This is a genomic window from aff. Roholtiella sp. LEGE 12411 (assembly GCF_015206995.1).
Taxonomy (GTDB): Bacteria; Cyanobacteriota; Cyanobacteriia; order Cyanobacteriales; family Nostocaceae; genus Komarekiella.
Map to the genome: position 1 here is coordinate 1 of NZ_JADEXR010000073.1, position 21,147 is coordinate 21,147.

The following is a 21,147-nucleotide window of genomic DNA, read 5'->3' on the forward strand; positions in this document are numbered from 1 at the left end:
GATGTGTACAAGAGACAGGGGCATGGGGCATGGGGATAGTTACCCACTCCTAAAAACAAAAAAACCCGCTTTAGCGTAGCGAGTTAAAAATAACAAAACTATGAACAATGAAAACTTGAGTTAGCTGAAATACTTCATTTCTGCTTCTAGTTGATGAACTAGGCTTTCGTTACCTTGCGCTCTAGCTACTTGTAAGCGATGCTCTACACTTCTTTGAATATTCACTCTGTGAACTTCTCTTGCTTTTCTTGTAGCTTGTAGTCTGCTGTTAGCCATAATGATTACCTTTTTAATTTTATCTTTATGTCTCGTAATCCTAACATAACATAAATTTAGTAGCTGTTGTTACAGAAAAATATGATTTCTTGCCATTTTAAAAGCCAGCCATGTCCGAAAAGCAGATAGATCAAGCACTCCTCACCCTGCTGAGTGATTTTGGCGATCGCGATGTGTATGTAGGCGTGATGAAAGGAGTGATAGCTCAAATAAATCCCAATTTAACGGTGGTGGACTTAACCCACCAGGTTCCACCACAAAACATCGCCGCAGCTAGGTTTTGCTTAATGAATGCTTATGCATATTTCCCTGTTGGAACAGTACATCTGGCTGTGGTAGATCCGGGTGTGGGAGGCAGAAGACGGGCGATCGCAGTAGAATTTGCTCAAGGTTTTCTGGTAGGCCCAGATAATGGCATTTTTAGTGGAGTACTAAGTCAAAGTCCAGCGATCGCCGCTGTTGAACTCACAAACCCTGATTATTGGAGAACGCCTCAACCAAGTAAGACTTTTCACGGTAGGGATATCTTTGCACCAGTAGGAGCTAATCTTGCTAGTGGTATTTCTCTCAAACAGTTAGGACGAGAAATCAGTCCCACAGATTTGGTACAACTCAATATAAATAATTGTAACAAAATCAAAGATGGTGTGGCGGGTTGCATCCAATACATTGATCATTTTGGCAACTTAGTAAGCAACATTCCAGGGAATTACGTGCAAAACAAAACCTGGTGTGTGCAAGCCGCTGGGTTGACTATACCGGGGTGTGAAACTTACACTGATGTCAATGTTGGCGCAGCCATCGCTTTAGTTGGCAGTCATGGCTGGGTAGAAATTGCTATTAATAGCGGTAATGCTCATTTACAGTTACAGATCAACTGGCAAGATGCTTTACAAGTCTTGTTTTTATGAGAAATCACTAAGCTCCAAAATGCCTGTTGTTCCTAGCTGTTGCAGACGAAGAAATATCGTAATGCTAAGTTCGTCTGATTGCCCATCATAATAAAAGTAACCAGTCAGCAAATTCCCTTCACACTTGACAAGGGAATCATCACTATTTGCGTACCAGCGGCGCAAACTACTGGCTATCCTTACTTATTGCTTTTATATGACTACGCAAACCCTATCCGCACCAGAAGTTTATCAAGGTCAGTTCGGGGAATTTACCATTACTCAGAGCGATCGCACTGGCGTAATTATCTACCGTGCTGGTTTAATGGTAGCTGCACTTAGCTTTGCCATCGGCAGCGCTTTGGTTTTGCTCAACAATAACCCTACTGTTTTCACCACACTGACGCTTTTATATGCCTGCTTTAGTCTCGCTCTCGGTGTCAGTTTATTTACCATTCATATCTACATGGCATCACTACACCGATTGTTACAAATTTTTTGGGCGATCGGTAGCATTGCAGCTGTAGCCTTCGCACTATCTAGTAGTGAACCACTAGCTCTGACTGTTTACAATCACCCCGTTACCTTATTTGGAGTTGGTTTTACTTTCGTTGCTTTGACAGGCATTTATTTCAAAGAAGCTTTCTGCTTTAATCGTCTAGAAACCAAGGTATTAACTATTACTGTACCGCTACTCTTGTTAGGACATTTAGTGGGCATTTTACCAACTCAAGCAGAACAGATTTTATTAGTAGCTTGGGCAATTTTATTTCTAGTATTCGCCTTGCGTAAAGTAGTGCAAGCAATTCCTCCTGATATTGGTGATAAATCTGTATTTGCTTATTTGAAAAAACAAAGTTTAGAACAGGTTTAATGCAGAGAAGATATCGCCAGTCTTTAAAAATTCCCAAATTACGGCTGATCAAACGCCAACAAATCTGGACACTTACGGCTCAGGGATGGTTGATATTTCTGGCTACTACCGCTTATTTAATGTTCTTGACAATTACTCATATCCATCCATTTCTAGCCGTAAATTCTCCCATCAAAACAGCAGATATATTGGTTGTTGAAGGATGGGTACCAGACTATGGAATACAACAAGCTTTGAATGAATTTAATAGTGGTTCTTATCGCCTAATTATTACTACTGGAAGCACCATAGACATAGGAAGTTATCTGATTGGATACAAAAACTTTGCAGAAGTTTCAGCCGCCACCTTCAAAAAGCTCGGTTTAGCATCAGACAAAGTAATAACCGTTCCTACACCTTCGGTTATCAAGGATCGGAGTTATGCATCTGCTGCCGAATTTCGCCGCTGGCTATCTACTTCAGATGTTAAGATACAATCAATTAATCTTCTCTCCTGGGACGTTCATTCTCGCAGGAGTTGGCTGTTATTCAAAAAAATACTTGCTCCCAAAATTAAAGTAGGTATAATCGCAGCGAAAAGTAATAATTACAAGCCAAGCAAATGGTGGGTTTCTAGCGAAGGTGTGCGAACAATCATGTCTGAAACTATTGCTTATATTTATGCCCGATTTTTAAATTGGAAAGCATAAGGGTCAAGGGTTAAGAGTCATTAATTATTCTCTTCTCCCACTCCTCCACTCCCCCACTCCCCACCACATCAACAGAAAAGCCTAATTTAGGGAATACTCAATCCAGTAGGACTGAGGATGGAATTGTGGTAGAAGAGGGTGCGTATTGGCTAGCTTGGTCGCAAATTTCTGGGATTGGCCCAGTATTGCTGCGACGATTGCAACAGCATTTCGGTACGCTAGCAATAGCTTGGAAAGCTAGCAAGGCTCAGTTGAGAGAAGTTGAGGGTTTTGGTTTTCAGACATTAGAAAAAGTAGTACAACAGCGATCGCGTCTACACCCAGAAAACCTATTCACTAAACATCAGCAAGAAAACTCCCATTTCTGGACGCCAGCAGACACAGATTATCCCCGCTTGCTGCTGGAAACTCCCAGTCCACCGCCAATTTTGTACTATCGCGGTGAAGTTGAACTACAAGAAAATCTTGGACAAAAACCACTGGTTGGGATTGTGGGGACACGTCAACCATCTGAGTATGGTATCCGTTGGACTCGCCAAATTAGCACAGCTTTAGCTAAAAATGGTTTTACAGTTGTTTCTGGTATGGCGGAGGGAATTGATACAGAAAGCCATACCGCTGCGATGAAAGCAGGTGGACGCACGATCGCGGTTTTGGGTACAGGTGTAGATGTCATCTATCCACACAAAAATCGAGATCTGTACAAACAGATTTTGACTGCTGGGTTAGTTCTGAGTGAATATCCAACGAAAACTCCACCCGATCGCACTCACTTTCCTCGCCGCAATCGGATTATTGCAGGTTTAAGCCGCGCCATCTTGGTAATGGAAGCACCTATAAAATCTGGTGCGTTAATTACGGCTACCTATGCAAATGAATTTGGTCGTGATGTCTATGCACTACCTGGAAGATTAGACGACAACCCGTCTCAAGGTTGTTTAAAGTTACTCAATCAAGGAGCTTCTTTTATTCTCAAAGAAATAGACGAACTGTTAACTATGTTGGGAGCAGTTCCACAACTGGATGTAGTGGAAATATCCCCGACATCTGAACAATTAAGTTTAGCTGATTTATCGCCAGAACTACAAAGGGTAATGGATGCGATCGCTTGTGATAGTCTACCCTTCGATTTTATTGTCCAACAAACAGATTTACCTGTTGGCTCAGTTTCCAGTGCTTTATTACAGTTGGAACTTATGGGTTTAGTTTCGCAATTACCAGGAATGCGTTATCAGAAAAGTTAATACTTTAAGATATATTAATTTTTAGATATGAGACTTGCTCTATGACAAAATAAACTGTAATGAATTTTGCTTTGATAAATTTGTCAAGTTTGTTAATGAGCAAACTGGGTATCAATAATGTGAAAAAAGTTGATTACAAACCTATGAATTTATTCATGATGTTTCCAGTCTTCAACATTTAATCCTATGCTAAAGTACTTTGAAAAACTCCAAAGAGAACTAGTAGTGGAATTTATGATCAGTGGTTTAGGTATTGAACACGGCACTTTACTGAATTGCTGTGTTAAATGCTAACTAATATTCTCTTTATTTAGATGAACCACCAATTATGAATTTAACACTTAGATCTTTGGCTCGCGAAGTTGTCAAAGGGCCTATAGGACAAATTCTATTTTTTGGAAATGCTCGTTTTTGCCCTATTTGCCAAAGCCATTTGCGATCTTTTTTACCATACGGCTATCCCAGCAGACTGGATGTTAGGTGTCTGATCTGCGATTCAGTAGAAAGACATCGGCTAATATGGTTATTTTTTCAAAGGAAAACTAATCTTTTTGATTCAAATAAGAAAAAAATGCTCCACGTTGCACCAGAAAGGTGTTTAGCTACTCGGCTGAGTGGAATGCAGAGTATAGAATATTTGTCCGCAGATATTTGCAATCCTGCTGCTATGGTGAAAATGAATATCACAAATATTCAATATCCCGATAATACTTTTGATGTGATTTATTGCAGCCACGTTCTGGAACACGTTTTAGATGATCGAAAGGCGATGCGTGAGTTTTATCGAGTCTTAACTAATGGAGGTTGGGCGGTACTACAAGTACCAATAATGTTAGAAACTACTTATGAAGATCCAGCAATTATAGATCCTGTTGAAAGAGCAAAAGCATTTGGTCAATCCGATCATGTTAGATGCTACGGTCAAGATTACGAGAAACGTCTAATTGATGCTGGATTTAACGTCAAACGTATTAAGGTAACTGAAGTTGTTAAGCAAGAGGAAATAGAACGGATGAGAATTGATGAAAAAGAAGATATTTTCTTCTGCACTAAGTTATAAACTCATAAAATCCTAAATTATCTTGGGGGATAATATTGAGGATTGATCGTTGGCGATGGATAACCGTTTATAGGTGTAGTACTTCTCATGCTGTTGGGTGGAGGAGCGATTATTGGAGACTGATAGCCGCTTATGGGCATATTATTTGTTGTAGTGTTGGGTACAGGAGGAGTTATAACTGGGGATTGATAACCAGTTCCAGGTATAATAGGTGGCGTATTGTTGGGCGTGACAGCATTTTGGCTAAACTGTTCGTAAGTAGCACGAGAAATTGAGCTAATCAGTTTTTCGGCGCGAGGATCGTTATTAGGGCGTTGTACCATGACAGCGGCTATGTAGCGTTTGCTAGTTGGGATATCAACCAAACCGACATCTGCCAGCATTGTCCCAATATCGCCCGTTTTGTGGTATATTCTTGCACCTGTGCCTAAACCAGATGGTAGCAAATTATCTTTCTCAGTTCGGCGCATGATATCAAGGATTAGATCGCGCGATCGCATACTCACCAAATTACCCTGATTCACAATAGCGATCAAATTCCCCAATTCCTTGGGACTGGTAGTGTTTGTCCCTTGTAAATCTGGAAGTTGATTCCGAATTGTTGTGGTTGTCAATCCCCAACTGCGGAAACGTTGGTTTAGCGTCTCCATACCTCCCAAATGGGCAATTAACATATTTGTGGCCGTGTTGTCGCTGATTGTAATCATCTTAGTTGCGACTTCTAAAGCTGAGTACTGCGTTCCTGCTGGTTTGTATTGCAGATTTCCTGAGCCACCAGCCACCATTTCCTGTTGCATGGTTAGCATTTCATCTAGGCGAATTTTCCCCGCATCCACATCCTGGAAAAAAGCAACTAGAATCGGCACCTTAATCGTGCTAGCCGCTGGAAAACTGGCGGAGCCATTCATATCCACATAAGCCCCAGTATCCAAATCTACCAAGAACACTCCTGGCGTCAGATTGGGGTTGGCTGCTGCTAGATTTTGCACAGCATTTTTCAAGGGGATAATTTCCTGGGATAAATACAAGCTCGAAATAGATGAGCTTTGGGTAGGTTGTGGCTGCGATCGCCCTACATTAGTATTAGATTGCCCCGAAGAAGTTGTACTAATGCGATTAGCAGGGTCTAATACCGACAACACCGTGCCCACAATCGCACCAATACCAACTCCTACAATTAATAATCGCAGGACATATAACATGGTTCTTGCCATTGGCTTTAACCGCGTCTTACGCGATACTGTCCGGCCTTTTTTCGGCAACAACTGCTTTTCTACACGCACTGTTTTTAACTTCACAGCACCTGGTTGCAAGGGTGGAATCTTCCCCTTCGCAGTTGGAATTGGTTTTACTGCTGCTGGCATGATTAACCCCTTTACCCTACGTGTACCAGTAGGTACTGGGGGGGGACTTATACTTTTTTTTACGCGTGTTGACGCCACCTCTGCACCAGTAGCAGAGTGCTGCTGGCTGTTTTTCGCTTTCTTTTGTACCACCTTTTGAATGGGTGGATGCTGGCGATTGTTTAAAGGTTGACGCCGCGAGAAAGCTTTTAGTTTGTCACTCGACTCTGACACCGCTACTCCTTGTGACACGCTTGACTTTTTGATTACAGATTCCTGACCGAAAACTTAATCTTCAAATGCCACTAAGTAGCATTTTTGTGTTTATAAGTTTAAGCCATATTCATTATTTTGGGGATGATTGGATACATAGTGAACTACCCACACTGACTTGGAGTACCAAGTACAGTTTGGGCTTCTGTAATCACGGGGGAGTGCCTAAACTTAGACTTTCGCCCAAGACTAGGACTTACATCCCCTCCTACAGCAGAGACGGCTGAACCTTCCGCCTTTATCATTCTGATTCCTTCTGCTCTAATATTTATCGCTGCGTTTCCATCACGGTCATGATGAGTACCACAATGAGGACAAGTCCATTCCCGGACATCCAACGGCATCTCACCTATTTGATAAAAACAATTAGAACAGAGCTTAGAACTAGGGAACCACCGATCAATCTCAATCAACTTCGCGCCTTTTCGTTGGAGTTTGTACGCTAAGAAGTTAGTGAATGTTCCCCATCCGGCATCAGATATTGATTTCGCCAATTTGTGATTACGAACCATGCCCAATACATGAAGATTTTCTACTATGACAGCTTGGCTATCGCTGACCAACTTATAACTAAGTTTATGTAGAAAATCTTGCCTAGAGTTACTAACCCGTTCGTACACTTTGGCAACAACTTTTCTATATCTATTTTTGGATTTACTCCCGAGTTGTTTACGTGCTAATTTTTTCTGCTTACGTTTCAGATTTTTTTCATGTTTGGCAAGATGTTTAGGGTTATCGTATTTAGAAATCTTCTCGCCATCAGTAACAACAGCGAAATGTTTCAGACCTAAGTCAACACCGTAAATCTTTCCTTCTGTAATAACAGAGGTTCCCCCTTGTGTCTGAGTCAGGATAGACGCAAAGTATTTGCCTGATGATGTTTTACATACAGTTACAGTCTTGATTTTCCCCTCAATTGGTCTATGTATTTTGGCTTTTACTAAGCCAATATTGCCTGGGAGTTTGACAAAGCCCTTACGGGTTCGCCAGTTCCCTACGGAGGGAGACCTTCCTTCAGGACTGGACTCACCATCTACAACCTTGACGTTTTGAGGATACTGAATAGACTGCTTACCCTGCTTGGATTTGAATTTAGGAAAACCAGCACGTTTCTCAAAAAAGTTTTTGTACGCCGTGGTCAGATTGAGTGTTGTAGCTTGTAAAACTTGGCTGTAACAATCAGATAACCAAATAGTATCAACAGATTTTTTGAGTGCTGGAAGAAGTGCGTTGAGTGCTGCGCGAGTAAGTCCTTTCCCTGTTTTTTTGTAAGTCTCAATTGACTTATTTAGGGCATAATTCCACCACCAACGAGCGCAACCAAAAGCTTGAGCTAATTGTATCTCTTGCTCTTTTGCTGGATATAAACGAACTTGTACAACCTTGTGCAACACTTAACATCACCTCCTTGATAGATTTATCTTACCATGATATATATTTGATGGTAAGCTCTTAAAAGAAAATAATTGTTGATTCGTCATACATCTAAGAGGATGTTTTTTGCTGTACAAAAACCAAATATTAGATGCAATCCTTATCAACCGCCTTATATCCCGCCACTGATTCCGAGTACAGAATTCAGTGTGGGACTTACGGCGTAATAGTTAAACAATGAATTACAAGTTTTCACTATTATGCTGGTTTTTCAGCGCCCATTCCACTTGGTGTACAATCCCGCGCAGCATTGCTACTTCACTTGTTTGCAGGTGAGCACGATTATACAGGTGGCGGAATTTTTCCATCCGACTAGCTGCCGTGTGTGGATAAAGGTAGCCTATCTTCAACAGTAGTGATTCTAGTTGCTGATAGTACGCTTCTACAACATCTAAAGATGCAAGTTCCGGTTGTGATATCTGAGTCTCAGGTAGTTCTGCACATTGTGCCAGTTCATAACAGCAGATTGCCACAGCAGTAGCCAAATTCAGAGATAGATAATTTTGACTTGTGGGAATGCAAACAAACCGCTGAGCATAGTTTAATTCTTCATTGCTTAATCCCCGGTCTTCCCTACCAAAAATTAGGGCTGCGGGTTTTTCTGGTTCCTCCAGTAACCAGGGTAGCGCAGTGCGAGGGTTTTCTAAGGGAATTTCCCAACTCCGAACGCGGCCGGTGGTAGCGATCGCTCGTACACATCCCTGCAACGCTTCTGGTAAAGTTGCTACCAATACCGCAGATTCTAAAATTTCTTTAGCATGGACTGCCATCTTTAAAGCTTCCACCGACAGCGGATTGCACTGAGGATTTACCAATATTAAATGATGTAGCCCGAAATTTTTCATTACCCGTGCGATCGCCCCGACATTTAAGGGCCCAGCTGGCTCTACCAACACAATTCTTAACCCAGCCAAGCCCATATTTTGCCTCCTGCGATCGCACTAAAGAAATAATTATAAGGGTGCTTTCAAACAAGTGTGTCTTTCTCACCATTGTAAATATGGTATGACAGGCATATTTAACGGGGCGATCGCACCATCACGATCGCCCCGAATATTAATTTTGTCGTTGTGTAGAAGAGTCGCAAAACAGGTACTAGACAACGCCATACAGCATTTTTAGCTACAAATTATTTTGCACCCTTTGCCGAACAATGCAACTGACGCTGACGATAGCGTAGAGAGGTTAACCCTGCCCCTGCCAACAACGTAGCGCCTATTGTCAACGGTTCCGGTACAGGTTCAGCAGACCTTGGAGTCAGTAAGAAAGCTGCTCCATAACCGTCCTGATTCGTGCCTGTTCCGACAATTTGCCCCTTGTTATTAATGGCTTCCACAGTAGATAGACTCCAACCTAAACTGGGGTCAATCAATGTGTTGAGGTTTCTTACGCCAGTAGTACTAGTCCAGAGAAAGGGGCCATCTGTATAACGGTAAAAGAATCCATTTCCTATTACCTGACCTGCATCGTTGATATCATTGGCAGCTATACCAGTATAAAGATTTACGTCTGTTCCTGGGACTGGGATAGTAGATCCCAGGTCAATCACATCATCACCGTTGCTCTTCAACACAAAGGCGCTACTGATAAAAGGGCCAGTATAGTCATATATGCTACCCGCTATGTCTCCGACATTATTGATGGCGCTAGCAGCGCTACTACCTTTATCTCCTAATATGGTGTTGAGGCTAGTCATACCACCGCTGCTAGTCCATACAAAAGCACTTGCAATTCCTGCATCGTTAGTAGCTGTATCGCTAGCAGAAGTGATTCCCACCACCTGGCCTGCATCATTGATGTCCAAGGCCTGACTGTAATTGTATTCGCCATAGCTTCCTAGAGTACCGAGATTAGTCAAACCAGTGCTTTTACTCCACAAAAAGGCGCGAGAGGTCGGCGGCGGAGAGTCATCAGTTAATCCAAGGTTTGAACTTCCTACCACCTGACCTGCATTATTGATGCCTGTGGCTACACTGCTACCACCTAGAGTACCGAGGTTGGTCATACCACTGCTCTTGCTCCACACAAAGGCTCGATCACCCTTACTGCTACCCGATTGCCCTACTACCTGACCCATATCATTGATGTCATTAGCAACGCTAGAAGACCCACCAGAGAGGGTACCGAGGTCGGTTATGCCACTGCTCTTACTCCACACAAAAGCGTGATTCTCCTTGCCAGTATAGAATTGTCCTACCACCTGGCCTGCATCATTGATACCATAAGCACTACCCTTGCCGACCTCGGTGAGGTCATAGAGAATTGCTGCCATTGCTGAAGGGTTTATCCCCAGCGTCATCAAGGCAGCTATTCCACATAAAATTGGTAACTTGGTTACGGTTGTTTTTAATGTATTTATCAGCACCATACAACTTATTACCTGTAAAATATCAATTTGGAATTCAAAATCTAGATATTGACAAGACTTACTAGCTTAATACTGTGGTTTTTGAGATGCGATCGCTATTTATCTGGTGCAATACCTGGTAAATTTACCAGTTACTTTCGCCAACTCCGTGAATAAAAAGCTTCAGACCAACTGAATTATAAGATTTAGTCTTCAGTAAAATTTCTCAGATTCATGAAAAATTTACTTACTTGTTAAACTTTTCACAATTGTTCAATGTGGGATTTTGGGTAAATAGGGTAATAAAAAGCTCCCTATAATAAATGATCTGATTTCTCAGAAAAGTATGTCCACACTATATTTATCTATAATTTAATCACCGCAATATTACTAACTTTTAAATAAAATTATGTATAATACTGTTAAATATACTGACATTAATTTAGACTTTTCAAACACCCTCTGAAGGTGGAGCAGATTTTGAACTAATTTTAGCTATGCCCAAGCTTAGTCATAACAAAACTATGACTTAGTTAAAAAGACACTAATTCGCTACGGGTGAAAAAAATAATCTGTTACTCTATGTAAATGGACGTAACTGGATTCGAACCAGTGACCTCTACGATGTCAACGTAGCGCTCTAACCAACTGAGCTATACGTCCTTAACCACACAGTTAACAAATGTAGCATAGATTTTTCTGAAACGCCAAGAATAAAGTCAGAAATCAAGCGATGCCTAGATTGGGCTATGCCTACGCTACAATTTGACGTAACTGACTATTTTTTCGGCTGTATCTCCTGTAGTTTATTCTTTGCCGATAGCAGTAGCTCTTGAGCTTTTAGATAAGCTGTTGTGCCATTTTGCACCTTTTCTAATCGATTAATAATGCTCTGTAATTGGCTAAACATGCGATTGCGATCTACATACTGAGCATCAGCGGGAATAGAAGCTATCAAGCTTTGAATTTCCTGTTGTGCTGACTCTAAAGCATATACAGAATCTTGCTCGGCTTGCCGTCTGATCTTGACTTGACCTAAATTAGTCTCGTAAGTTGCTAGTAATTTCTGCGCCTGAGCATAACCTACCAAGTCTTGTGAGGGAACTTCTTGTAGCCGATTAATTGCTTCTTGCCACAAATATTCTATCTGTTGCCATTCCATAACAGTATGAGGTGGATTTTGTCCAGCTTTAGCTGCTTGCCAAGAAAATTGCTGCGCTGCTGCGATTAAGGCGCTGATACGCTCATTCCCAGCAGCCAGTCCAACGACTTCTTGAAACTCACGCTCATAGAGATCTACTTGGTGATGTGCCGTTTTTCCAGCTAAGGTTTGACTAGGAATCTGCTCTAACTGATTGAGCGCTGAACGCCAAGCTGCGATCGCACTCTGTTTATCTGTTACTGTGGAAGCCTGTTCATATTGCTGTTTTGCTTTTAATAGTATCTGTGTGTTGTCGGTAAGCAATGTCTGAGCATTCTTTTCTTGAAAGACTTTAGCTGCTAAAAACCCAACTTTGCTGCGAGCTGTATTAAAACCGTAAATGCTAAACCGTTGGTCATACCACCAATATTTATATTCTGACCTATCGTTGACAAGCCAAGTTGGCAACTCATCTAGATGTTTTTGTGTCTCTTGAAGCTTCTGTTCCCCTAAAGCCAAATCTGCTGCACTGGTGGCTTGTTCAATCAACTGTTCTGCTTGTTCAACTGATGCTAATACTTGTCGATAGTGATTATCCACGTTCATATAGCTAGGTAACAGTAAAAAAGGCACATTCTGCTCCACGGGACGGCGAATCACCGGGTAAGGCTGGTTTGCTACCCAAACTCCGCCAACGGGAATACTGATGAGTATTGTTAACCAGATAATTTTCCCACCGATACCCCGCTTAGCTTTACTAGGCTGAAGCTGAGAGTTTTTATTCAAAACTCGCGCCTCTGCTGCCATTTTATTTTCTAGTTCGGCAAGAGTTTTTGGTGTTGATGGTGTTGCAGCCCGTGATGCTAGAGGTTTTTGGCTAACGATAGATGGGTCTATCTCAGAATTATTTTGAGGGTTTTTATGTAGAATTTTCCAGCTAATTTTGTGTAAAAACGTCATATTTAAAATAATTAACACTTAATTTATTATTCCCAAATGCAGATGTAAATTCCAACGTTACTATGATTTTTTACTAATGCTACAAATTGTCTACAGCCATTGTTGCTATTTTCTTGAAAGCTGGAAAACTATCTATACAACTGAGAGATGTTTTACCCTTGTTGGCGTATAACTTTAGATGGTTAAAAATTAGTAGTCAATTTGGATAATATTTACAAAGTAATAAAAAATAATTTTAATAGATAGAATGTCAACTGCTTTAATTACTGGTGCTTCTAGTGGTATTGGTAAAGCCTTTGCTAAAGAACTAGCTGCACGCAATACAAATCTTGTTCTCGTTGCTCGTTCGCAAGAGAAACTGAATCAACTAGCTAAAGAACTACAAGAGCAATACAAAATTCAAGTAGACGTTATTACTAAAGACCTCACAGAACCTAATGCGGCTGCTACTGTATTTGATGCTACGAAAAGTCAGGGATTAACAATTGACTTATTAATCAACAATGCTGGTTTTGGATACTATGGAGACTTTGCCGAAGGTGACATTGAAAGACAACTTAAAATCGTACAATTGAACATTTTGGCATTGGTAGATTTAACCCATAAATTTCTCCCACTAATGCGGCAACGTCGTTCTGGAAGTATCATTAACGTATCTTCAATTACCGGATTTCAACCGATACCATACCTTTCTGTTTATGCTGCTAGTAAAGCGTTTATTCTCAGTTTTAGTGAAGCACTATGGGCAGAAAATCGGGACTATGGTGTCCGAGTTTTAGTTACTTGTCCAGGGCCAATAGAAACTAACTTTTTTGCAGAAGCTAACTTTCCTCCAGCGCTAGCTGGAAGTACAGATAAAACATATTCGGTAGAAAAAGTAGTTGAGGACTCTTTGCAAGCTTTAGAAAATGGCTACCCAACTGTTATTAGTTCTGATACTACCACTCAACTTAGAAGTAAATTATCTCGGCTTGTACCGCGCAAAATTCTGCTGAATATGCTGGCTAAATATTTTAAAGCCTAAGAAACGTTAAATTTTAACTCTACATGTACCGTGTTAATTGAACTCGGTAACGGTCTTTTTTGGTGACGGCGATTTCGCCAACTGCTAAACGTCCCTTACCTCGAATGGCGATTAAATCGCCTGATTTAACTTGAGAACTAGCTTGAGTAACTTCCTTCCAGTTGACGCGGACATCACTGGCGTCGATTAAATCCACCATTTTGCTGCGTGACATCCCAAAACCAGCCGAGGCGATCGCATCTAACCGCAAAGAAGCCTCGACAGTAGTTAATTCTTTTTTCTTCGGTTCCCGAACTTTTAACTCGTTGATATCAATCGGCTGAGTTTTCACACTAACCGATCGCACCTGTTTAAGACTCATTTCCAAAAATTCTGTCAACTCTGGCGCTACGATTACCTGTGCTCCCCGTTCCCCCAGAACAATAATATCCCCAGTCTTTTCGCGGACAATTCCCGTCCCCAACATTGCGCCTAAAAAGTCGCGGTGAGTCGCTGTATCAAACAAAAAATTTCCCGCAATTTCCAATGCAACTAGGCTGACTTGAGATTGCTCTAGGGGGATTTCCGAACGTGCGATCGCTATTCTTTGGCGTTCAGCTTGCGGATATCCACCCCATGCTACCAATTGCACATCAGTTAACCGACTAAACACTCGTTGAATTTCTGCCAATTCTGGAGGAGACAAAAAATCTGTCAAAACTACTTCCCAAGTTTTGATCGCTTGCTCTCCCTGATCGATTACACGAGCTACAGTATCTCGATTTTCAACACCTTTTAAAAGTTCTTCTCTTGGTAACATTCTGAAAATTTATCAATTATAAGTTGAGAATTAATCTGCTAAAACTGTCTTGATTCTAACTTTAATTCCCATTCCAGTAGGCTTTCATCTTTCATGTGAACATCAACCACACATCTCAGATTAGCTGCGATCGCCCGATAAGTTTTGGGTATATTTAGGTAACAAATCTTGCATCTCTGATGTGTACCAATCATCAGGAACCCCTACCCCAAAAGCCTCTCTACTTGGAATTTGTCTTTTACAATAGCGGCTTGCGCCACCTCCAAAGAACAAGGAAGCAACTCAAGCCGCTGTGTCGTAATATGTAAACTCTGATTTATTTGCTACACGCTAGTTGTATCAGCATAACCTTGGATATTTTCTGGCTCAAACTGACGTAATATCCGGTTTGCTTGCCGAGTCATAGTTTCAGAACCTTGAACCGCAATTAAGTATTTACCCGCATTCAGACGGTTGCGGTAGGGTAAAGCATCACCACTGCCTACCACTAAGCCGACTCCGCCACCAACAAAAACACCACCCATAGCACCACTAGCAGCACCCAAAAGTCCCCCAATGATGTGATTACCAATTTCACCCGCCCAGGCAAAAGTATCCAAACCTGTAATCAGACTGAAGGTAAATCCTGCAAAAAAGCCAAATGGTACTAACCAGATTGTCATCAGCCGTGCTTGCTTTTCAGCTTGCTCTTTGGGGTCAATTAAGCCAAACTCGTCAGCAGTTTTATACCCCCTCCCCAAGATAGTACTGTTTATGCCTTCTTTTTCTAAGGCTAAGTAAGCAGCTTCGGCTTGGATGCGGTCTTGTAATACAGCAACAAGGTAGTTCATTGATTAACAATAATTGTCTAATAAAAGTTTTTGCTTTAATTAACAGCGTAACAGTGCTGGTTGAATCAATCTTGCATTAGTAGGTAGAAGTCAATTAACAGGAAGTTTCTTAACTCTGACTCCCGTCTCCTATCTCCCATATTCCCAAATTGAGAGTAGTACAAGTTAAATGCATATCAGTCGATCACTTTAGCGAATCCAGTGGCTCACAAAAATTATTCACGCCTTGCTTAAGGACATATATCAAAACTGGTGTTGCCAAAATCTTGGGAAACGTCGGCATTGTTTTAAGGTGTTCCATCATCTCCTGAAGTGAGCTATTCAGCAATTCTTCCCGATATTCCTGTTCGCAAATGACAGCACGCCATTTTCTAGCCAAAGCATCTAACCACTCTGAATTTGCTCTTTCGGGTTGTTGTCCTGCTCGAATCGCTAGCGTCATCGCTGCATCTTCTAAATCTCCATCACAGTCTTCAATCAAGTCCAGCGCTTCCAGAGCAATGAGATCATCTGCCAATTGAGAGCGAAACTGTGCAATCTCTTTCGATGTTACTTGAGTCATGAGTCCTTGACAAGGCGAGGGATTGAACACTCAGTTATGTTAGTCCAATTTTGACTCAGACAATAGAGCTATTGGTAAAGTATATCAATAACTTCTATCCTAATCACGATAATTGGTGATTGTTACCCTAAGTATAAATGCACTCACTTTAAGCTTCGTAGTTCCCAACATCTGTTAGAATGCAACTTTTTTTACCAAAAAATCTTCTACTTCAGCAATAACACTGCAATAGAAGATTTTTTGGAGATTTTCATAAAAAGCGGTGGGGAACCACGCTCGCAAGTAGCGCGTGGTTTTTCATAAAAAACGCTATTTTATTTTGCGATGCCTTGATAGCAGATGCATGGTACTAGGGTAATCCTCTGGCTGTGACGGCTCGTTGTAACTGAGCTAAAGCGCGGTTGTAATCCAAAATCGCTTGAACTCGATTACCTTCAGCTCTTGTCAGGTCATTTTCGGAGTTAATGACATCAGTTTGAGTACCTACACCAGCTTGGAACCGTAAACGCGCTAAACGTAGAGCTTCCCTAGCTTGTTCTAAAGCAGTATTGGCAGTTTGAACGTTGTTCAAATTAGATTGCTGGGTAGAAAAAGCTTGTTCTACCTGAAAGCGGATTTGGTTACGTTGCTCGGCAAATTGAGTTTCTGCGATCGCAATATTACTTCTTGCCTGAGCCGCCCTTGCTCTTGATGCTCCCCCATCAAACAAATTTAGGCTAGCCCTTACACCCACTGAATAACCATCAGTAACGCTGACACTATCATCGAACTGATCTAACAGACTGTAACTGGCAACAAAACTAACTTGAGGCCCTAGCTCCGAAAGTGCTTGGCGTCGTTGTTGCTCGCTAATGTTACGTTGTGCTAACTGCTGTTGCAGTTCTGGACGGTTTTGAAAAGCTCGCACAATGCTTTGCTCTAGCGTCTGGTTCCAAAGACCGGCTAATTGCACAGGATCAGCCGCGCTGATATTTACTGACTGCGTCAAACTTAACCGAGTAGCTAACTGACGACGGGCAATTTGCTGCTGAGAGCTAGCATTAGTCAGATCTTGTTGGGCATTTGCTAAATTCACCTGAGAGCGCAACACATCGAATCGGGTACCAACCCCCGCTCGTTCTAAAGCTTCTGCATCGCGCAAACTAGCTTGGGAGTTATTCACAGCCGATTGAGCAATCCGTACGCTTTCATCTGCTTGTTGCAGATTGTAGTAGTCAGTAGAAACATTCAGACGAATTTCCTCAGACCGAGTTTCTACAGCTAACTCATCAGAGCGTGCCTGTTCTTCAGCCTGCCTGATAGCAGCTTGTCGCCTCCCAGAAGTATAGAGGTTATATGTCAGTTGTGCTTGCCCGGAAAAAGCTGTACTAGCTTCATCTGCTGGCTGTGGTAAACCCGTTTGTTGTGCTCGTTGTTCCAACTGAAGCTGACTGCTGGCAGACTGCTGGCGGGTAATATCCGTACTAACATCAAGACTAGGAAACAAAGCAGCTTGCTGCTCGCGTACAGCAGAGCGACTGCGTTCTAACTGCAATATCGCCACCTGTAAATCCCGATTATTACGCCGTGCTAACTCCAGAGCCTGTGCCAAAGTAATCGGCTCATTCCTCTGAAGTGTCACTTCCTCCGGTTTAGTAGGATATTGCAGAGGATTTGGACTGGGATTGAGGTTAGCAGGAATTTGTACAGAACCTGGCGATACAGGAGTTACAGTTCCTGGCGCAGTCGGCGTTTGCACAGAACCTGGCGATACAGGAGTTACAGTTCCTGGCGCAGTCGGCGTTTGCACAGAACCTGGCGATACAGGGTTTACAGTTCCTGGTGCAGTCGGCGTTTGCACAGAACCTGGCGATACAGGAGTTACAGTTCCTGGCGCAGTCGGGGTATTATTCTGAGCCACGCGTTTTTCAGCAGTATTTCGTTGTTGGCACGTGGTTGAAGTCGAGAGCAAAGAAGCCCAGGGAGCAGTTTTGCTATTCCCCACCTCCTGTGAACACCTATCCATCACCAACAGTTTTGCTGCTCCTGCACCCGTGGCTGAAGTTTGTAAAAATGTCTGCAACTGAGTATCAACATTTTTCTTCTGAACCGCTGGCTTCTTTACAGCAGCTAGCGGCAAGATTTGTTTCGAGATAGAAGCAGGTTTTGAAGTAGAGTTGGAAACTACTATATTTTCTAATTTCTGCTTATAATCGCCTGAATTACTCTGTTGTTGGTGGCTTTGAGCAGAATGATTCACATTTAGCTGTTGAGAAAGATCAGAGGTAGATGTCAAACTGAAAAATCTACCTTTGTCTTTCTTGGGTACTTGTTCTATTGGTACACTAGTATATCCAGTCACCAGCACTGGAATACTCTTATTAATTAAAGGCTTTACATCGAGTTTAGTGAAATCAGGAGCAGGTACTAGGGCTGGAATACTAACACCACCACTGTTAGACAGTTGGGTATTCATAATGCCCGTAACCAAGGCTCGACTATGAGTATAAGCCAAAACACTAGGAGAAGACCTCGGCTTTACCCCACTTGCTTTTACAGTATCAGCCCAAGCAGGCTGGGTCGTTAAGACCGCTGCTGTCACACCAGGTAAGAAGCTATAGAATAGTTGCTGTCCTTTCACCGCATCGCCTCACACGAAAATCAATCTAGCGGCAGAAACCTTTTCCTCACCACAGAATATAGCACGATACTAAATTTAGGAAGGGATATACTACGATACCAAATTTAAGGATCGGAACTCTGTTTGTCTTCAAAACGTCTAACAATGCGAGAAAGTTCCGCCTTTTCATCAATATTAACGCGGGTTGGAGCACCACTGACAATTCGTTCGTAGTTACGGAAAGAATCTTTAATTTCGGGGCCATCGGCAGTGATATTGTACTCACGGATACCCTTGTCGTGCCATGATCCCCGCATTTTAAAGACGTTAATTGCCCGTGACATTTCTCCACGAATTTCTACGTATTGCAACATCAAAATTGTATCTGTAATCGTGGAAATATGGGAGTCTGTAATGGAATGTGACCCCATAAATTGGTCGGTTGTGTTGGTAAAGAAACCAGTTATTTCTTCTTGCTTAGCGTAACCTGTAACACCAATTACAAATTGCCGAAATGCATTATTGCTTACTCCTCTAGCTAGTGCTGAGAGGGAATCAATTGCAATCCGAGCTGGCTTAAAGACGGCAATTTCTGATTTAATAATTTGCAAGTGGTCTTCTAAACCAGTTGATTCGGGATACGTACAAATTATTTTGAGTAGACCTTGATGTTCTAACTCTTCAAAATCAATTCCCCAAGACGAAGCATTGCGAGACAGTTGAGCGCGTGATTCTTCATAAGCAAATAATATCGCCCGTTCACCAGAAAGGCAGCCATCTTGAATAAACTTACTTACTAACAGCGTCTTACCAGTACCTGTGGCTCCCGTTGCCAAAATAATAGAATCTTTAAAGAATCCACCTCCACACATTTCATCCAAGGTTTTGACCCCAGAGGAAACCCGTACGTTAGAAGACCTTTGAGTTAGGCGCATCGCCCCCAATGGGAAGATGTTAACACCTTCATTAGTAATTGTGAAAGGATACTCACCTTTCATGTGAGTAGTACCGCGCAATTTGAGGATTTCACTCGTTCGACGGCGGCGTTCTCCTTCTAATACGTTACGAACAATTACTACATTATCGGAAACAAATTCTTCCACTCCAAAAGAGGCAACAGGGCCATATTCTTCACTACGTTCAGTAGTTATGATAGTAGTGACATTCAATAGTTTCAGACGTGCTACAAGACGAAAAATCTCACGCCGTACTACTCCCATTGCTTCATACTGCTGAAATACCGCTGTTATTGAATCGATTGAAACCCGTTTTGCCTTATATTTACGAATGGCATATTGCAATCGTTCAATGAGTGCCGAAAGGTCAAAATTACCGACGATATCCTGACCTTCTGGATCAGGAGAAGCATCGAGAATAAATAACTTACCTTCATCAATGAGACGCTGCAAATTCCACCCAAAAATATAAGCATTTTTAATAATGTCACTGGGTGATTCTTCAAAAGTAACAAATACTCCTGCTTCATCAAAGTACGTGATACCGTTATAGAGAAACTGAAGAGAGAATAAAGTTTTGCCTGTACCAGAAGTGCCGCTTACCAAGGTAGTTCTACCAACTGGTAAACCGCCATGACTAATATCGTCAAAACCTTCTATCATCGTGCGAATTTTTTCTACACCCCCAATTAACGGCGTTTTGTTTTGCTCTGCTTGGTCTTTTTCACTCATTGCTTGGTAACAAATTAGGTATTAAACCCAGTTATTCTATTACTAAATTTTGTACTTAACTTTTTTGAGGATTAAACATTTTACTCTTCAAAGTATTCTTCACTTAGTTCTTCATAAAGTAAATCTAATCCAATTAATACTCTTTCTCTGTCTGAAAGATCCCCAATAATTTTGCGAACGGGTGGTGGCAAAATTTTTGATAATGTTGGCGTAGCTAGTATTTTATCTTCTTCTGCAAGCTGCGGGCTTTTTAGTACATCGATTACTTTCAAAGCGTAAACACCTTGAAACTCCTGTTCTAAAATATTTTTCAGTGTCTTTAAGGCCCGTACTGAGTTAGGGGTGTTCCCTGCTACATAAAGCTTGAGAACATAGGTCTTTCTGGCTTTATTCATATTAAATACAGCCTATGCTTGTGGATTGCGAGGAGGTTATATTAGCAGCTTGTGCCAAGTTAAACATAAAATAAATAAATCGGATTTACTTAGAAATCGAACCTCTATAGACTTCGCACAAGTGAGCCAATATATCTATCAATGTCAAGCGGTAATCAAGTAATGTTTCATCACTCCTTCCTTCTAGTTTTAGCTGTATGGAAAATTCTTCAATTAACTCCATGTGAATTTTGATGATTTGGGGCACAGGAATACTAGCATAAAATACAGCATTGATAAATTTATCAATTTTTTCTTTAAGGTTTTTTTCTGTGGTGAAGTAATATATTAGTATTTGGCTATAATCTGATTTAAGCTGCTCTAATAGTATCTGCTGATCGCTTGAAGTCATCTGCTGAAATAGCTGCTGATTTTTTTGCTTGTGGCATGTAAATACATAGGAATATGCTTCTGTTGATTGTTCATATAGGTTTTGTTTTACCCACCTAGGTAAAGAGTAGGTTTTAGCAGGAATAGTTGCAGCGATAGGAAAATAGGATAACTGTCCAATGATTGTATAGAAAAGTTTCCATATCCACTTGCTCAAACCTTGCTGTTTACCCGAATAAAACGGATTATTTAAGCATTTTTTAACATTAGGTTCCAGAATCAATATAGGTAATAACATTTATGATTTACATATCTCCTTGATCGCGTTGACCAAGAGGGGTTAACTGAAT

21 protein-coding genes and 1 tRNA gene are annotated in these 21,147 nt (G+C 41.5%); 6 read left to right on the forward strand and 16 right to left on the reverse strand.

Annotated features, from left to right (window positions below; genetic code table 11):
* Positions 1–120 precede the first annotated feature (120 nt).
* A complete protein-coding gene (locus IQ246_RS16790; RefSeq protein WP_194004492.1) occupies positions 121–276 on the reverse strand; it encodes a hypothetical protein in 156 nt (51 codons plus the stop codon).
* Positions 277–386: 110 nt separating this feature from the next.
* Between IQ246_RS16790 and IQ246_RS16795 the strand changes: the two genes are divergently transcribed.
* The 5 genes from IQ246_RS16795 (at position 387) to IQ246_RS16815 (ending at position 5,033) form a co-directional block, all read left to right on the forward strand.
* Positions 387–1,187, forward strand: coding sequence for an S-adenosyl-l-methionine hydroxide adenosyltransferase family protein (locus IQ246_RS16795; RefSeq protein WP_194004493.1), 801 nt, complete (start codon positions 387–389; stop codon positions 1,185–1,187).
* A gap of 196 nt (positions 1,188–1,383) precedes the next feature.
* Positions 1,384–2,040 carry a DUF2301 domain-containing membrane protein gene (locus tag IQ246_RS16800; protein WP_194004494.1) on the forward strand — a complete coding sequence of 219 codons (657 nt, stop codon included), beginning with the start codon at positions 1,384–1,386 and terminating at the stop codon, positions 2,038–2,040.
* Positions 2,040–2,729, forward strand: coding sequence for an ElyC/SanA/YdcF family protein (locus tag IQ246_RS16805; protein WP_194004495.1), 690 nt, complete (start codon positions 2,040–2,042; stop codon positions 2,727–2,729). Before IQ246_RS16800 ends, IQ246_RS16805 begins: the two co-directional genes overlap by 1 nt.
* A 125-nt stretch (positions 2,730–2,854) precedes the next feature.
* Entirely contained in the window at positions 2,855–3,973 is a 1,119-nt protein-coding gene (gene dprA, locus IQ246_RS16810) for a DNA-processing protein DprA (protein WP_194004496.1), read from the forward strand.
* 571 nt (positions 3,974–4,544) lie between these two features.
* A complete protein-coding gene (locus IQ246_RS16815; protein WP_208492191.1) occupies positions 4,545–5,033 on the forward strand; it encodes a class I SAM-dependent methyltransferase in 489 nt (162 codons plus the stop codon).
* A gap of 17 nt (positions 5,034–5,050) precedes the next feature.
* Here IQ246_RS16815 and IQ246_RS16820 read toward each other — a convergent pair whose 3' ends face one another.
* The 7 genes from IQ246_RS16820 to IQ246_RS16845 form a co-directional block, all read right to left on the reverse strand.
* Positions 5,051–6,610: a serine hydrolase gene (locus IQ246_RS16820; protein WP_194004498.1), complete on the reverse strand. Its 1,560-nt coding sequence runs from the start codon at positions 6,608–6,610 to the stop codon at positions 5,051–5,053.
* A 143-nt stretch (positions 6,611–6,753) separates the two neighbouring features.
* Positions 6,754–8,043: an RNA-guided endonuclease TnpB family protein gene (locus IQ246_RS16825; RefSeq protein WP_194004499.1), complete on the reverse strand. Its 1,290-nt coding sequence runs from the start codon at positions 8,041–8,043 to the stop codon at positions 6,754–6,756.
* Between the two features lie 222 nt (positions 8,044–8,265).
* Entirely contained in the window at positions 8,266–9,003 is a 738-nt protein-coding gene (locus IQ246_RS16830) for an RNA methyltransferase (protein ID WP_194004500.1), read from the reverse strand.
* A 66-nt stretch (positions 9,004–9,069) separates the two neighbouring features.
* Positions 9,070–9,192 (reverse strand): hypothetical protein, encoded by a 123-nt coding sequence (locus IQ246_RS30935; RefSeq protein ID WP_255515588.1) that lies wholly within the window; start codon positions 9,190–9,192, stop codon positions 9,070–9,072.
* Between the two features lie 20 nt (positions 9,193–9,212).
* Complete coding sequence (locus IQ246_RS16835; RefSeq protein WP_194004501.1) at positions 9,213–10,451, reverse strand: DUF3466 family protein; 1,239 nt, start codon at positions 10,449–10,451, stop codon at positions 9,213–9,215.
* Between the two features lie 568 nt (positions 10,452–11,019).
* Positions 11,020–11,093: transfer RNA gene (locus IQ246_RS16840), tRNA-Val, on the reverse strand.
* Between the two features lie 115 nt (positions 11,094–11,208).
* Positions 11,209–12,531: a hypothetical protein gene (locus tag IQ246_RS16845; RefSeq protein WP_194004502.1), complete on the reverse strand. Its 1,323-nt coding sequence runs from the start codon at positions 12,529–12,531 to the stop codon at positions 11,209–11,211.
* Between the two features lie 247 nt (positions 12,532–12,778).
* On the opposite strand from IQ246_RS16845, the gene IQ246_RS16850 reads away from it, so the two are divergent.
* Positions 12,779–13,555, forward strand: coding sequence for an SDR family oxidoreductase (locus IQ246_RS16850; protein ID WP_194004503.1), 777 nt, complete (start codon positions 12,779–12,781; stop codon positions 13,553–13,555).
* A gap of 19 nt (positions 13,556–13,574) precedes the next feature.
* Here the strand turns inward: IQ246_RS16850 and IQ246_RS16855 are convergent, their stop codons facing one another.
* The 8 genes from IQ246_RS16855 to IQ246_RS16890 form a co-directional block, all read right to left on the reverse strand.
* Complete coding sequence (locus IQ246_RS16855) at positions 13,575–14,354, reverse strand: photosystem II S4 domain protein (RefSeq protein ID WP_194004504.1); 780 nt, start codon at positions 14,352–14,354, stop codon at positions 13,575–13,577.
* 38 nt (positions 14,355–14,392) lie between these two features.
* Positions 14,393–14,548 carry a hypothetical protein gene (locus tag IQ246_RS16860; RefSeq protein WP_194004505.1) on the reverse strand — a complete coding sequence of 52 codons (156 nt, stop codon included), beginning with the start codon at positions 14,546–14,548 and terminating at the stop codon, positions 14,393–14,395.
* Positions 14,549–14,677: 129 nt separating this feature from the next.
* Entirely contained in the window at positions 14,678–15,184 is a 507-nt protein-coding gene (locus IQ246_RS16865; protein ID WP_194004506.1) for a hypothetical protein, read from the reverse strand.
* Between the two features lie 184 nt (positions 15,185–15,368).
* Positions 15,369–15,746 (reverse strand): hypothetical protein, encoded by a 378-nt coding sequence (locus IQ246_RS16870; RefSeq protein WP_194004507.1) that lies wholly within the window; start codon positions 15,744–15,746, stop codon positions 15,369–15,371.
* Positions 15,747–16,095: 349 nt separating this feature from the next.
* Positions 16,096–18,366, reverse strand: coding sequence for a TolC family protein (locus IQ246_RS16875; protein WP_194004508.1), 2,271 nt, complete (start codon positions 18,364–18,366; stop codon positions 16,096–16,098).
* Positions 18,367–18,470: 104 nt separating this feature from the next.
* Entirely contained in the window at positions 18,471–20,033 is a 1,563-nt protein-coding gene (gene kaiC / locus IQ246_RS16880) for a circadian clock protein KaiC (protein WP_194004509.1), read from the reverse strand.
* Positions 20,034–20,113: 80 nt separating this feature from the next.
* Entirely contained in the window at positions 20,114–20,428 is a 315-nt protein-coding gene (gene kaiB, locus IQ246_RS16885) for a circadian clock protein KaiB (protein WP_194004510.1), read from the reverse strand.
* Positions 20,429–20,513: 85 nt separating this feature from the next.
* The gene (locus tag IQ246_RS16890) at positions 20,514–21,095 is read right to left on the reverse strand and encodes a KaiA family protein (RefSeq protein ID WP_194004511.1); all 582 of its coding nucleotides are present in this window, start codon (positions 21,093–21,095) and stop codon (positions 20,514–20,516) included.
* Positions 21,096–21,147 lie beyond the last annotated feature (52 nt).

Excerpts from the sequence above, each read along its gene's own strand:
- IQ246_RS16855 (WP_194004504.1), bottom strand. The coding sequence starts at position 14,354 with ATGTTACCAAGAGAAGAACTTTTAAAAGGTGTTGAAAATCGAGATACT.
- IQ246_RS16790 (WP_194004492.1), bottom strand. The coding sequence starts at position 276 with ATGGCTAACAGCAGACTACAAGCTACAAGAAAAGCAAGAGAAGTTCAC.
- IQ246_RS16805 (WP_194004495.1), top strand. The coding sequence starts at position 2,040 with ATGCAGAGAAGATATCGCCAGTCTTTAAAAATTCCCAAATTACGGCTG.
- IQ246_RS16865 (WP_194004506.1), bottom strand. The coding sequence starts at position 15,184 with ATGAACTACCTTGTTGCTGTATTACAAGACCGCATCCAAGCCGAAGCT.
- IQ246_RS16795 (WP_194004493.1), top strand. The coding sequence starts at position 387 with ATGTCCGAAAAGCAGATAGATCAAGCACTCCTCACCCTGCTGAGTGAT.
- IQ246_RS16835 (WP_194004501.1), bottom strand. The coding sequence starts at position 10,451 with ATGGTGCTGATAAATACATTAAAAACAACCGTAACCAAGTTACCAATT.
- IQ246_RS16800 (WP_194004494.1), top strand. The coding sequence starts at position 1,384 with ATGACTACGCAAACCCTATCCGCACCAGAAGTTTATCAAGGTCAGTTC.
- IQ246_RS30935 (WP_255515588.1), bottom strand. The coding sequence starts at position 9,192 with ATGGCGTTGTCTAGTACCTGTTTTGCGACTCTTCTACACAACGACAAA.
- IQ246_RS16850 (WP_194004503.1), top strand. The coding sequence starts at position 12,779 with ATGTCAACTGCTTTAATTACTGGTGCTTCTAGTGGTATTGGTAAAGCC.
- kaiB (WP_194004510.1), bottom strand. The coding sequence starts at position 20,428 with ATGAATAAAGCCAGAAAGACCTATGTTCTCAAGCTTTATGTAGCAGGG.
- kaiC (WP_194004509.1), bottom strand. The coding sequence starts at position 20,033 with ATGAGTGAAAAAGACCAAGCAGAGCAAAACAAAACGCCGTTAATTGGG.
- IQ246_RS16870 (WP_194004507.1), bottom strand. The coding sequence starts at position 15,746 with ATGACTCAAGTAACATCGAAAGAGATTGCACAGTTTCGCTCTCAATTG.
- IQ246_RS16860 (WP_194004505.1), bottom strand. The coding sequence starts at position 14,548 with ATGATTGGTACACATCAGAGATGCAAGATTTGTTACCTAAATATACCC.
- IQ246_RS16890 (WP_194004511.1), bottom strand. The coding sequence starts at position 21,095 with ATGTTATTACCTATATTGATTCTGGAACCTAATGTTAAAAAATGCTTA.
- IQ246_RS16815 (WP_208492191.1), top strand. The coding sequence starts at position 4,545 with ATGCTCCACGTTGCACCAGAAAGGTGTTTAGCTACTCGGCTGAGTGGA.
- IQ246_RS16845 (WP_194004502.1), bottom strand. The coding sequence starts at position 12,531 with ATGACGTTTTTACACAAAATTAGCTGGAAAATTCTACATAAAAACCCT.
- IQ246_RS16830 (WP_194004500.1), bottom strand. The coding sequence starts at position 9,003 with ATGGGCTTGGCTGGGTTAAGAATTGTGTTGGTAGAGCCAGCTGGGCCC.